14 protein-coding genes are annotated in these 12105 nt (G+C 51.3%); 9 read left to right on the top strand and 5 right to left on the bottom strand.

Annotation, left to right across the window (positions count from 1 at the left end):
* Nucleotides 1-76 precede the first annotated feature (76 nt).
* From M3G15_RS07670 to M3G15_RS07655, 4 genes are all read left to right on the top strand, one after another.
* Nucleotides 77-1090: a methionine ABC transporter ATP-binding protein gene (locus tag M3G15_RS07670; protein WP_009224768.1), complete on the top strand. Its 1014-nt coding sequence runs from the start codon at nt 77-79 to the stop codon at nt 1088-1090.
* Nucleotides 1090-1758 carry a methionine ABC transporter permease gene (locus tag M3G15_RS07665; RefSeq protein WP_009224769.1) on the top strand — a complete coding sequence of 223 codons (669 nt, stop codon included), beginning with the start codon at nt 1090-1092 and terminating at the stop codon, nt 1756-1758. The genes M3G15_RS07670 and M3G15_RS07665 overlap by 1 nt, the downstream gene beginning before the upstream one ends.
* A 60-nt stretch (nt 1759-1818) precedes the next feature.
* Nucleotides 1819-2700: a MetQ/NlpA family ABC transporter substrate-binding protein gene (locus M3G15_RS07660; protein WP_260070545.1), complete on the top strand. Its 882-nt coding sequence runs from the start codon at nt 1819-1821 to the stop codon at nt 2698-2700.
* Nucleotides 2701-3099: 399 nt separating this feature from the next.
* A complete protein-coding gene (locus tag M3G15_RS07655; protein ID WP_260070544.1) occupies nt 3100-3873 on the top strand; it encodes an SDR family oxidoreductase in 774 nt (257 codons plus the stop codon).
* 105 nt (nt 3874-3978) lie between these two features.
* Here M3G15_RS07655 and M3G15_RS07650 read toward each other — a convergent pair whose 3' ends face one another.
* Nucleotides 3979-4224, bottom strand: coding sequence for a NifU family protein (locus tag M3G15_RS07650; RefSeq protein ID WP_009224772.1), 246 nt, complete (start codon nt 4222-4224; stop codon nt 3979-3981).
* Between the two features lie 78 nt (nt 4225-4302).
* On the opposite strand from M3G15_RS07650, the gene M3G15_RS07645 reads away from it, so the two are divergent.
* Nucleotides 4303-4536 (top strand): YuzB family protein, encoded by a 234-nt coding sequence (locus M3G15_RS07645; RefSeq protein ID WP_009224773.1) that lies wholly within the window; start codon nt 4303-4305, stop codon nt 4534-4536.
* Between the two features lie 22 nt (nt 4537-4558).
* On the opposite strand, the gene mqnE is transcribed toward M3G15_RS07645, so the two are convergent.
* Nucleotides 4559-5665, bottom strand: coding sequence for an aminofutalosine synthase MqnE (gene mqnE, locus M3G15_RS07640; RefSeq protein ID WP_009224774.1), 1107 nt, complete (start codon nt 5663-5665; stop codon nt 4559-4561).
* 195 nt (nt 5666-5860) lie between these two features.
* Here mqnE and M3G15_RS07635 point away from each other — a divergent pair, with 195 nt between their 5' ends.
* The gene (locus M3G15_RS07635) at nt 5861-6217 is read left to right on the top strand and encodes a HesB/IscA family protein (RefSeq protein ID WP_009224775.1); all 357 of its coding nucleotides are present in this window, start codon (nt 5861-5863) and stop codon (nt 6215-6217) included.
* 44 nt (nt 6218-6261) lie between these two features.
* Here the strand turns inward: M3G15_RS07635 and M3G15_RS07630 are convergent, their stop codons facing one another.
* Nucleotides 6262-7455: an AI-2E family transporter gene (locus M3G15_RS07630; protein ID WP_260070543.1), complete on the bottom strand. Its 1194-nt coding sequence runs from the start codon at nt 7453-7455 to the stop codon at nt 6262-6264.
* A 170-nt stretch (nt 7456-7625) separates the two neighbouring features.
* Nucleotides 7626-7850 (bottom strand): hypothetical protein, encoded by a 225-nt coding sequence (locus M3G15_RS07625; protein ID WP_260070542.1) that lies wholly within the window; start codon nt 7848-7850, stop codon nt 7626-7628.
* A gap of 196 nt (nt 7851-8046) precedes the next feature.
* Between M3G15_RS07625 and M3G15_RS07620 the strand changes: the two genes are divergently transcribed.
* On the top strand, nt 8047-8709 hold the full coding sequence (locus M3G15_RS07620; RefSeq protein WP_009224805.1) for a YheC/YheD family protein: 663 nt from the start codon (nt 8047-8049) through the stop codon (nt 8707-8709).
* A 224-nt stretch (nt 8710-8933) separates the two neighbouring features.
* The gene (gene sda, locus M3G15_RS07615; protein WP_016310959.1) at nt 8934-9077 is read left to right on the top strand and encodes a sporulation histidine kinase inhibitor Sda; all 144 of its coding nucleotides are present in this window, start codon (nt 8934-8936) and stop codon (nt 9075-9077) included.
* A gap of 394 nt (nt 9078-9471) precedes the next feature.
* Here sda and M3G15_RS07610 read toward each other — a convergent pair whose 3' ends face one another.
* Nucleotides 9472-10470 (bottom strand): NAD(P)/FAD-dependent oxidoreductase, encoded by a 999-nt coding sequence (locus tag M3G15_RS07610; protein ID WP_009224807.1) that lies wholly within the window; start codon nt 10468-10470, stop codon nt 9472-9474.
* A gap of 441 nt (nt 10471-10911) precedes the next feature.
* Between M3G15_RS07610 and M3G15_RS07605 the strand changes: the two genes are divergently transcribed.
* Nucleotides 10912-12105 carry an NAD(P)/FAD-dependent oxidoreductase gene (locus M3G15_RS07605; protein WP_009224808.1) on the top strand — a complete coding sequence of 398 codons (1194 nt, stop codon included), beginning with the start codon at nt 10912-10914 and terminating at the stop codon, nt 12103-12105.

The following is a 12105-nucleotide window of genomic DNA, read 5'->3' as shown; positions in this document are numbered from 1 at the left end:
GTCTGTCTACTTTGAATGTACGTCGATAGACGTTTTTCTTATATTTACGCCATGCTAGGAACAGGAGGTTAGCCGATTGATTGAACTTAAGGGCATTACGAAAATCTATCGCACCAAAAAAACGGCGACCCCCGCACTGTCCGGATTAAATCTGAGCGTTCGCAAAGGGGAAATCTTCGGCGTCATCGGTCATTCCGGTGCCGGCAAGAGCACGTTGATCCGCTGCATCAATTTGCTGGAGCGCCCGACCGAAGGTGAGGTGTGGGTCGGCGGGGTTGAGCTGACGAAGCTCGGTAAGCGTGAGCTGCAGCAGCAGCGCCGCAAGATCGGCATGATTTTTCAACATTTCAACCTGCTGTCATCGGCTACCGTTTATGATAATATCGCATTTCCGCTGACGCTGATCGGAACGCCGAAGGCGGCCATCGCGGAGAAGGTCAATGAGCTGCTGGCTCTCGTCGGCTTGGAGGAGCATCGTCACAAGTATCCGGCGCAGCTCTCCGGTGGTCAGAAGCAGCGCGTCGGCATCGCCCGGGCCTTGGCCAGCGAACCGGATGTGCTGCTGTGCGACGAGGCCACTTCGGCGCTGGATCCACAGACGACGGATTCCATCCTGAAGCTGCTGCTGGACATCAACAAGCGGTTCCAGCTGACGATCCTGCTGATTACGCACGAGATGCATGTCATCCAAAGCATCTGCGACCGTGTGGCGGTTATTCACCAAGGAGGCATCGTGGAAGAGGGGCCGGTGACGGAGGTGTTCCTGAAGCCGAAACATCCGGTGACCCGGGAGTTTATCCACCGGGAGTCAGGGGACGAAGGCTTGAAGCTGGCGACTTCGGTTCCGCATCCTGCGTGGGCGAAGCTGGTGAAAATCACGTTCCTGGGAGCGAAAACCTACGAATCGGTGTTGTCCCAGGTCGTTCGGGAAACCGGCGTCAACTTTGCCATCCTGCAAGGCACGATCTCAGCGATTAAGGATATCCCGTACGGTCAACTGACCGTATCGTTTGAAGGCGAAGATGACCAGGTGGAGCGCACGCTGTCGCTCCTGCGGGAACGCGACCTTGACGTGGAGGTGATCGAATAATGCGTGGATTGGATCTCGGAACCATCGATTGGGCAGAGATGGGTGTGGCCACGCTGGACACCCTAAAGATGATGGGTTTTGCAACCTTGTTTACTTTCTTGATCGGGCTTCCGCTCGGGGTGTTGCTGTACACCTTCTCGCGTTCTCAATCCTTGGTATTAGGATGGGTTTACCGGATAATTTCGCTAATTGTTAACATCCTTCGCTCGGTTCCGTTCATTATCTTGATCGTTGCGTTAATTCCGGTTACGCGGGCGATCATGGGCGTATCCACCGGTGTGGAGGGGACGATTCCGCCGCTGGTGATCGGGGCAGCCCCGTTCTTCGCCCGGTTGGTGGAAACGGCGCTGCGCGAGGTGGATCGCGGAGTGATCGAAGCTTCCCAAGCGATGGGCGCTTCCTCGTTCCAGATCATTCGCAAGGTGCTGCTGCCGGAATCGCTGCCCGGCCTGATCGCGGGCATGACGATTACCGTAGTCACGCTGGTGTCCTATACCGCCATGTCGGGCATGGTCGGCGGCGGTGGTCTCGGCGACCTGGCGATCCGTTACGGGTATTACCGGTACGAGACGGGAATCATGATCGTTTCGGTGATTTTTATGGTCATTCTGGTGCAGGTGCTGCAAATGCTGGGTGACCGCTTGGTGATTTATTTTACGCGGAAATAAGGAAACTTAAATATATAGAAGCATCCTTATTCAAAAAACCTTTAAGGGGGAGAACCTGCAATGAAAAAATGGACTTTATCTTTGTTAACGCTCGTATTGGTACTGGTACTGGCTGCTTGCGGCAGCAATAACGCCGCCAATAACGGGGCAGCAGGTAACACGGCTGGCGAAACGTCGGCAGCTGAAGGGAATGCCGCAGATTCGGGGAACCAAACCGCAGCCGAGCCAGTGAAGCTGGTTGTAGGTGCGACCGTGCCTCATGCTGACATCTTGAAATTTATTGCACCGAAGCTGAAAGAAGAAGGCGTTGAGCTGGAAGTTAAAGAATTCACCGATTATGTGCAACCCAACGTACAGCTGTATGAAAAAGAGTTGGATGCGAACTACTTCCAACATCAGCCTTACCTGGACGAACAAAATGCCCAAAACGGCTTTGATCTCGTTCCGGTTGTAGGGGTTCACGTTGAACCGTTTGGCGCTTACTCCAACAAATACAAATCCGCTGACGAGCTTCCGGACGGTGCTACAATCGCGATCCCGAACGACCCAACCAACGGCGGCCGCGCGTTGCTGTTGCTGCAGAAGCAAGGGTTGATCAAACTGAAGGATGACGCTGGAATCACAGCAACGGCTAAAGACATCGTAGAAAATCCGAAAAACCTGAAATTCAAAGAAACGGATGCAGCTATGCTGCCTCGTCTGCTGCCAGAAGTAGATCTGGCGCTGATCAATACGAACTTCGCGCTGGAAGCGAATTTGAACCCGACGAAGGATGCTTTGTTCATCGAGGATAAAGATTCGCCATACACGAACCTTCTGGTAGCTCGCCCGGACAATAAAGATTCCGAAGCGATCCAGAAGCTGGCGAAGGCGCTGACTTCCGACGAAGTCCGCACGTTCATCAACGACACCTATGATGGTGCTTTGGTACCGGTATTCTAAGTAGCAAGAAGCAGAAATGTCCCGTTGCGTGTGCAGCGGGATTTTTTTGTTTTCCTGCCAGTTTGAAGCGTCCATTGCATCTCAACTGTAAAACTGCAGTTCATTTTCGGCAAATCGCCCGATTTATGGCCTGTGAAATGTAAAAGTGCATTCGATTGGAGGCAATTTGGCCCCAAAAGACGCTTCTGACGGGAAATCAACTGTACTTTTGCATTTGAAAGCTTAATGTCAGGGCATTTTGGTGAAAATCAACTGCACTTTTGCATTTAAAGAGCGCTGTTTCGTCGTGGAGCATGGGGGGAGCGCAAAAGAACGGGATAGAACGCCGCGGCGGTTTGTGGGAATCCTTTAAATCTTTTATACTTAAAGGAACAGCACCTGGGAGGAGGAGAAGGAACGTTGCATGGCAAAGTTGCCTTAATTACCGGGAGCGCCAAAGGCCTCGGGAAGAAAACAGCGCTGACGCTGGCAGAACAAGGCTGCCATATCGCGCTGAATTACGTACATAGCAAAGCGGAAGCGCTCTCCCTCCAATCGGACATCGAGCGCCTGGGCGTCCGCTGCATCGCAGTGCAAGCCGACGTTTCGCGCCGGGAGCAAATCGAGGACCTGGCCCGTCAAGTGAACGAGCAGCTCGGCACGATTGACATCCTGGTCAACAACGCCGGACCGTTTATCCGCGAACGCAAGCTGTTTGCCGACTACAGCCAGAGTGAAGTGCTGGCCATGATCGAAGGGAATTTGGTGGGCAGTTTGCTGCTGGATCATCTCGTACTGCCTGGGATGCGGGAGAAGAAATGGGGGCGGATTATCCATTTCGGCTTTGGTCATGCCGCGGAGTCGCGCGCCTGGCCGCATCGGGCGGTTTATGCCGCAGCGAAAACCGGGCTGGTGTCTTTCACCAAGACGCTGGCCGTCGAGGAAGCCCCTTATGGCATCACCGTAAATATGGTTTGCCCCGGCGACATTCGAGGGAACCAGAAAGAGATGTCGATCCATGAAGTTCGCGGTCTCCGCGATGGAGAGACGCCGCTGGGGCGTCCCGGAAGCGGGGAGGATATCGCCCGCGTCATTGCGTTTTTGTGCCATTCGGACTCGGATTTCATCACTGGCAATATCATGGACATCTCCGGCGGACTCGACCCGATCCGTCCGTGGATCAAGCCTTCTTAAGCGGGTCTGTCAGACCCAACAAAAAAACCCGGCCTTCCGACATCTTGCCGGAGCCGGGTTTGTTTAAACCCTCCTGCTGAAGAGCGATCATTCATGGATTGCGAATTAAAATACTTGTACGACCTCTTCTACGCCTTCCACTTCTTCAAACAGAGCGCGTTCGATCCCTGCTTTGAGGGTGATCGTGGAGCTTGGGCAGCTGCCGCAGGCACCCATCAATTTCAGTTTCACGATGCCGTCTTCTACGTCGACGAGTTCGACGTCGCCACCGTCACGTTGCAGGAAAGGCCGCAGTTTGTCCAATACTTCCAATACTTCATCATACAATTTATCTTGTACGTTTTCACTCATTGTTTTCAACTCCTTTCTTGCCTTATTATATTACAAAAAGTCAAAAATTTAAATGCTTCTTCATGGGGAGGACGGAAGATGAAACCGATCCTTGAATATTGTACGAATAATGCCAGTTTAGGTACGGACGAAGCGATTTGGAAAGTGAAGGAGCAAGTCGATTGCGATATCTATGAATACGGCTGCCTGACCGCTTGCGGCACGTGTTATTTGTTTCCGTACGTGCTGGTTGACGGCGAGCAGGTGGAGGGGGAAGAGGCCGACCAGTTAGCCGAACGAATCCTGCAAAAAATTAGGGAGACCCATCCGTAACGAAAGGTTCCCCCTGACGAAATTATTCGTAGACCCGAAGCTCGTTGTAGAACGTATCCCGTTCAACCGGAATGCGCCCGGCCCCTTTGACGAGCCAGATCAGCTCTTTTAACGTCAATCCTTCCGGGGTTTGCGCGCCTGCCGCATGGCTGATTTGCTCCTTCAGGATCGTGCCGTGTACGTCCGAGGCCCCAAAGGTTAAGGCCACCTGCGTCAGCTGGACGCCGATATTGATAAAGTAAGCTTTGATGTGCTGAATGTTATCCAGCATCAAGCGGCTGATCGCGATCGTCTTGAGGTCCTCGAAGGCAGAATTGCGGCGCATGATGCTGGCGTTCTTGTTTCGCGGCTGCATGGACAACGGGATAAACACCTGGAACCCGCCGGTTTCGTCCTGCAGATCGCGGATTTGCATCATATGGCGGATGCGATCCTCATAGGATTCGATAGAGCCGTAGAGCATCGTGGTTGGGGTCTTCATTCCCAGCCGGTGCGCCGTCCGATGGACGTCCAGATATTGGTCGACGTTGGCTTTCTCGACCTTCATCTTTTCCCGATATTGGTCGGACAAGATTTCCGCGCCGCCGCCGGTTAAGGATTCGAGGCCGGCTTCCTGCAGTTGCATCAGCACTTCCTTCGTGCTCAGGCCGCTGAGCCGGGTGAAGAATTCGATCTCCGCCGCCGTATACGCCTTGATGGTCACATGCGGGAAATTCTCTTTCAGCGCTTTGAGCGAGTCCACGTAATATTGGAACGGTACGTGGTTGTTGTGCCCGCCTACGATATGGAACTCACGGACGCCCGGAGTGATGTGCTGCTTCACGTAAGCGACCATTTCCTCCCCGGAAAGCGTATAAGCCCCTTCTTCTCCTTGATCCTTGCGGAAGCTGCAAAACGCACAGTGAGATTCGCAGACGTTCGTGAAGTAGAGGCTCATATTTTCGATAAAATATACCTTTTTCCCGTTCTTACGCAGGTTAACTTCATTCGCTAATTGCCCGATCGTCAATATATCATTGCTTTCATATAGATAGACACCGTCTTCGAGGTTGAGACGTTCGCCTTGGCGGACTTTGTCCACAATTTCGGCCATTCTCTTGTCGGTGTTTGGGGTGACTACAGTGAACATGACGTTCCCTCCGTTTCCAATTGCATGAAATGCCTCGTATCCTAACAGTATGAATTACCTACCTATTATAAACCTCACATTCCAAGCGGGCAATAAGCCTAGGGCGAAGATTAAAGATTGGCAACTAGAAAAATCACAGTTGTTGAGCGATTTGAGGAGAAGGAGTATAATTTTTTGTAAAGGAGTGAGTGCATAATGATTAATATCAGCGACAGCGCCCTGGCGCGGATTAAAGATATGATAGCCCAAGAAGAAACACCCAATATGTTCCTGCGTGTCGGAGTGAATCCCGGCGGCTGCAGCGGCTTCTCCTACGGGATGGGCCTTGATGATCAGGAGAGCGAACAGGATGTCTATATGGACATCAAGGGGCTGAAGGTCGTCGTAGATAAGGACAGCATCCGTTATCTGAACGGCCTGGAGATCGACTTCAAGGAATCCGGCTTGAGCGGCGGCTTCACCATCCACAACCCGAACGCCATCGCCACCTGCGGCTGCGGTCAATCGTTCCGCTTTAAGGACGAGGAAGGTGCGCCGCAACCTTGCGATTGATTGGAAAATAATAAGGGACTCTTCCATCTGGAAGAGTCCTTTTTTCATGGTTGCGTTTCAGTTGGAGGCTCGCGAAGGTCAAGCTGATCAGGGGCAGGCGCATCCGGCTCCTCATACAAATGGGACCGCCGTTCGAACCATTGGAACAGATGGGTGAAAATTACTTTCAGCACAGCGTAGCCCGGCACGGCGAGAATCACGCCCAGGACGCCAAACAGATTGCCGGCGGTGAGGATCACGAAGATGATCGTGATCGGGTGAATGCGCAGCGTCTTGCCCATGATTTGCGGTGAAATGAACTTGCCTTCAACGAGCTGGACAACCGTCCAGACGACGATCAGCTTCAGCAGCATGATCGGCGAGGTGACGATGGCCACAATGATCGCCGGAGTAATCGCGATAGCCGGCCCGAGATACGGGACGACGCTCGTGAACGAAGCGATGATCGCCAGCGTCAGCGAATAATCCAGGCCGATGATCACGAAGCCGACATACATCAGCGCCCCGATGCAGAAGCTGACGATGATTTGCCCGCGGATATAAGAGCTAATTTGGCTGTTCATCTCGGTCATCACATGGTGCGTTTGTTCACGGAAGCGAACGGGCACGTAACGCAGGATGAACTCCGGCAGCTTCTTGCCGTCCTTTAACAGATAAAATAAGATGAACGGCATGGTGATGATCGCCAGGACGACGTTCTTGACGGCTCCAAGGAATCCGCCGATGCCGGACCAGGCGTTGTTCAACAAAGCGGTCCCTCGCTCCGACAGCGTGTTGGACAGGTCGTCCAGATTAAAGCCGGTCGACTCTTGGACCTGATGGAAGAAGTTGCTGCCGATCAAGCTTTCGAACTGCCGCTGCACCTCAGACGTATATCTTGGTAAATTTTCGATCAAACTCAGAATCTGTGCCTGAACCAACGGGATAACGGTCATAATGAGCACCGTGAGGATCCCCGCGATCAACAAATATAACCCGGTAATCGTGTATACCCGGCGAATGCGCTTCGTTTCCAGCCAATCCACCAGCGGGTTGAGCAGATAATAGATCGCTCCGGTGAGCAGAATCGGGAGCAAGACGGTTTTGAACAGCACCGTAATGGGTTTGAACACAAACGGAATATGGGCGAACACCAGAATATTCAAGCCAATCAGCAAGACGACGAGCAAAAACACTACGAAACGGTTATTTAGAAAAAACCTTTTGAATCGGTCCCCCCAAGGTTGCGTACTTCCCATGCCAATAGAACCTCCTGTATCTTTCTACTATCCCAAGTAACGATAATTTCTATGTAGTAATACGCAGAAATGGGTTTTGGTTCCCATCTTTTTTATGGAAAAAAGCCCGGATGCCATCCGCAAGCGATGCTCCGAGCTTTTCCTGTGCGGTCAGGCACTCCCGACTTGCTTTAGAAAAATTGACGATTCACCATCATGATGACCATACAGGCCGCTGCCAGAGAAAAGACGATACAGCCGATGCCGAGACCCTTACGCGTTGTCCTGGCCATTTTGATGCCCGTGAGGAACAATGCGACGGTAATGCCGGCCAGCACCAACGACATGGCGATCATGGCAAACCAATAGAGGACCTCGAACAGAGCTGCCTCAAATGAAGAACCTTCTGTATTCAAAGCTTGTGAACTCTCCTTCCTCTGCTAGTCATAGACTAACGTCTCCCCTTAATATACGCGAAATCCCTCGCTTTGCATAGAAAGAGCCTGCCTGACAGCCTTACCGGAGAAAGGGCTTAAGCCTTGGACAATCATCCAAGAATACGAATCTACAAATGAGTACTATACCGTATAGTGAGAGGAAGGGGATGGTGTCATGGCGGGGAGACAATTGGCCAATAAGTGGCTCAAGACCGAAGCGCTTCTCAGCAACGCGGTCGTGGCCGCCCACATACCGCAAACCCGATTGTACAGTGCCGATTCGTTAAGGAGCATGCTGCATCAGTTCGGCATGGTCGTCATTAAACCCCTCCGCGGCGGCGGAGGTTATGGTGTGATTAAGGTAACTTACGCAGGCGGAGTTTATGCTTATACCTATTTGTCCCGAACACGCGCGTTTTCCAGCTTTGAGGCGATGTTTCGTTCCTTAAACCGAGTGAAGGTCGGACGTAAGTATATGATCCAGCAAGGTATTCATTTGGCCCGCATCGCCGGGCGCCCGATCGACTATCGCGTGAAGGTCGTTAAAGAGAACGAAGTTTGGGTCTATCGCTCCATGGTCGGCCGGTTAGCCCGCCCTGGGCTGTTCGTGACCAACTTGTCCAAGGGAGGGACGATGCTTAGTGCCCGCGCAGGGCTCAGCCGCTCACTGGGCCGCAAAATCGCCGCCAGCAAGCGACGGGAGATGCGTACGTTAACGAATCTTTGTGTACAGATTCTAGAGGCTCGGTTTCCGGGGATCGGGCAGCTTGGTTTTGATTATGGCGTGGATCGGAACGGGAAGATCTGGATTTTTGAGGTCAATACGCGGCCACAATAAGCTCGGATTGTCGGAAAATAAAAAAATTTTTGGTGAAAAATGGGAACGGGTGTCCTGTGAATAACTTTTGTCCACATTATCCCACTAGCTTTTTCAACGGTTTTCGATATTTACTAACACGTTATTCACAGGATTTCCACAAGGGTTTGTGGATAACAAGAACACTTGTTCTACTAAACTTTTCCTGTTATGATGGGGAAAATACTAGAAAGGATGTGTTATCAATGGCGCTGTTAACGGATGAGTTGCTCCTCGAATCCTATCAGAAAGCAACCGAACTGCAGTTGGATCGGGAGTTTATCGCACTGCTGTTAGCAGAAATTCGCAAACGCGAATTAGAGCTTACCGCGCCGTCCGTTTTGCACTAATTGTGGACAACCTGGCTTACTTCAATAAGAAGGATATAGTTATCCAACAACCATCAAGGCGCCTGCCAGGCGTTGACATGATAAATATAAGCTTCATGACAATGCGGACACTGAACGACATGTTCGCAGCCCGAAGGAATACGCGCGGAGATGGCTGAGGTATACTGATCAGCGGATCCGTAGGGGCTGTAAGGCCCGGCGTAATCTTCTTTTTTTCCAGCATTCTCTAGAATGTGTCCGCAATCGGGGCAGGCGGCGTTTAATGAAGCCAAACCGTTGCATAACGGGCATATATATGGCAAAGGGTATCTCTCCTTTACGATATGATCTTCCGTAAAGGTAAGATACCCTTTTGTTTGCTAGAACATGTAAGAACGTGAATAAGCTGCTTAAATTACAGCTTCAAATTACTGCTGTGACCTGGGGACAACTTCGCTTCCGGATCGATATAGACCTTAGCGTTGTTGACCGCTGTCGGTGCTTCGCCGAATCCGACCGCAATCAGGTCCAATTTGCCGGGATATGTCGTAATGTCACCGGCCGCAAAAATGCCTGGAATCGAGCTTTCCATCCGGGAATCGACGACAATAGCGTTGCCTTCAATCTCAAGGCCCCATTCTGCGATCGGTCCGAGCGACGAGACAAATCCGAAGTTGACGATCACGTCGTCCACAACGATCTCTTGAGTCTCCTTCGTCTTAACGTGCGCCAGCGTGACGCGTTCGATGCGATCGTCACCGTGAAGCTCTGCGATTTCCGTTGGGGTAATGACTTGGACGCGGGAAGCCATCAGCTTCTCAACGCTGTGCTCATGCGCCCGGAATTTATCGCGGCGGTGAATCAGCGTCACTTGCTCAGCGATCGGCTCAAGCATCAATGCCCAGTCCACAGCGGAGTCGCCGCCGCCGCTAATCAGCACTTTCTTGCCGTGGAAGCGGTTCATGTCGCTAACGAAATAATGCAGGTTCGTTTTCTCGAAACGGGCGGCGTTCTCCAGATCCAGACGACGAGGCTCAAAGGCGCCGACTCCTGCGGTAATGATGATGGCGCGCGCATAGTGAACACCTTTATCGGTGGTCACCACAAAATGGCGCTCTTCTTTCTTCTCAATTTGCAGCACCCGTTCCTCCAGACGCACGTCCGGCTCGAAAAGCTTTAATTGTTCATGCAGGTTGTTGATCAGCTCTTGGCCGGTCACTTTAGGAAAGCCAGCCACGTCGTAAATATATTTCTCAGGGTAAAGGGCAGCAACTTGCCCCCCAAGCTGAGGCATACTTTCAATCAGTTTGACGGAAGCCTTTCTCATTCCGCCGTAAAATGCAGCAAACATGCCCGCCGGTCCACCACCGACAATCAGAAGATCCGTGAATTCGGCGTTATTTTGGGTTGACACGTGTCAAACACCTCCAGATGGTTTCTTTTTCTTTCTGCAACTATAATGTCAATTCTACTTTATTATAATCGTCGTATCCCTAGTTTGGAAAGGCAAGATGAAAACTGTCGAAAATCTGGAATATAATCCGTTGAAAGTCCTATAATTACGGGTAAAATAAGACTTGATCTTTTAGGCAAAAGCCGATATCATTCAAATGTATGCATTCATATTTGTGACGAAAAAAGTACATTTATGATTATACGACAGAAGACTTTTGCTCATCCTACAAATAAGGTTTAAACTAATACTAAAATGTGACAAATGTCTCTGGATTGACCTAATGGGATGACTGAAACGGTTTGAGTTGGTATAGACTGGGTTTTTATGTGTTAATTTTCACATTGCGTTTTTGGCTTTAATCAAATATAGAGTGCGTAATATTGGAAGGAGAACAATTACATGAGTACCATACCCAAAATAGTGATTCTTGGTGCGGGTTATGGCGGCATTCTTACCGCGCAGCGGCTGCAGAAAGAGTTGAATTACAATGAAGCGGACGTTACTCTGGTGAATCGGCACGACTATCACTACTTCACGACGCATCTGCATATGCCGGCTGCCGGGACGGATTCCATTGAACATACCCGAGTGGCAATATCCAAATTAATTGACGAATTTAAAATCGACCTTGTGAAATCGAATGTACAGGAGATTCGTCTGGCCGACAAGAAGGTCGTGCTGCAGGACGGAACCCTTTCTTATGATTATCTGGTGATCGCGCTGGGCGGCGAACCGGAATCCTTTGGCATCCCGGGCCTGACGGAATATGCGATGACGATCCGCAGTATCAATTCCGTTCGCTTAATTCGCCAGCATATCGAATATCAATTCGCGCTTTACAAAATGGACGAAAGCCGGACCGACCGATTGAACTTCGTCGTTGGCGGCGCGGGCTTCAGCGGCATTGAATTCGTTGCCGAGCTGGCTGATCGGATCCCGCAGCTGTGCAAGGAATACGACGTTGATCCGAACTTTGTTAACGTGTACAACGTTGAAGCTGCACCAACGGTTCTGCCAGGCTTCGATCCGGAGCTGGTCGAATACGCGATGGACGTGCTGAAGAAGAAGGGCGTACAGTTCAAGATTGGCGTAGCGATCAAGGAATGCACGCCGGATGGTGTTATCTTGGCCACCGGAGAGGAAATTAAGTCGCAAACCGTCATTTGGACAGGCGGCATCCGTGGCAACCGTCTTATCGAAGCGGCAGGCTTCGAGACAGCGCGCGGTCGCGTGAAGGTCGACGATTATTTGCGGGCACCTGGCCATGATAACGTCTTTATCATCGGGGACAATTCGCTGATGTTTAATCCGGAAGGGCGTCCATACCCACCTACGGCGCAAATTGCCATGCAGCAAGGGGTGACCTGTGCGCAAAACGTGGTGGCGGCCATTCGCGGCAAAGAGCTCAAGAAATTTGTGTTCAGCAATAAAGGAACCGTGGCTTCGCTGGGCAAAGGGGAAGCCATCGCCAGCGCGTTTGGCAAGAAATATAAAGGTTGGGTTGCTGCCCAATTAAAGAAGCTGGTGGATATGCGTTACCTGTTCATTATCGGCGGGATTCCGCTGGTGTTGAAGAAAGGAAGATTCTTCTAA

Source organism: Paenibacillus sp. p3-SID1389 (assembly GCF_025151705.1).
Classification (GTDB): domain Bacteria; phylum Bacillota; class Bacilli; order Paenibacillales; family Paenibacillaceae; genus Fontibacillus; species Fontibacillus phoenicis.
Note: the sequence above shows the minus strand (reverse complement) of the source record. Positions and strands in the feature narration are given on the sequence as shown.

Coding starts and splice junctions, on each gene's coding strand:
- M3G15_RS07635 (WP_009224775.1), top strand. CDS start 5,861: ATGATTAATATCAGCGACAGCGCCCTGGCGCGGATTAAAGATATGATA.
- M3G15_RS07630 (WP_260070543.1), bottom strand. CDS start 7,455: ATGGGAAGTACGCAACCTTGGGGGGACCGATTCAAAAGGTTTTTTCTA.
- M3G15_RS07620 (WP_009224805.1), top strand. CDS start 8,047: ATGGCGGGGAGACAATTGGCCAATAAGTGGCTCAAGACCGAAGCGCTT.
- M3G15_RS07650 (WP_009224772.1), bottom strand. CDS start 4,224: ATGAGTGAAAACGTACAAGATAAATTGTATGATGAAGTATTGGAAGTA.
- sda (WP_016310959.1), top strand. CDS start 8,934: ATGGCGCTGTTAACGGATGAGTTGCTCCTCGAATCCTATCAGAAAGCA.
- M3G15_RS07645 (WP_009224773.1), top strand. CDS start 4,303: ATGAAACCGATCCTTGAATATTGTACGAATAATGCCAGTTTAGGTACG.
- M3G15_RS07665 (WP_009224769.1), top strand. CDS start 1,090: ATGCGTGGATTGGATCTCGGAACCATCGATTGGGCAGAGATGGGTGTG.
- M3G15_RS07605 (WP_009224808.1), top strand. CDS start 10,912: ATGAGTACCATACCCAAAATAGTGATTCTTGGTGCGGGTTATGGCGGC.
- mqnE (WP_009224774.1), bottom strand. CDS start 5,665: ATGTTCACTGTAGTCACCCCAAACACCGACAAGAGAATGGCCGAAATT.
- M3G15_RS07660 (WP_260070545.1), top strand. CDS start 1,819: ATGAAAAAATGGACTTTATCTTTGTTAACGCTCGTATTGGTACTGGTA.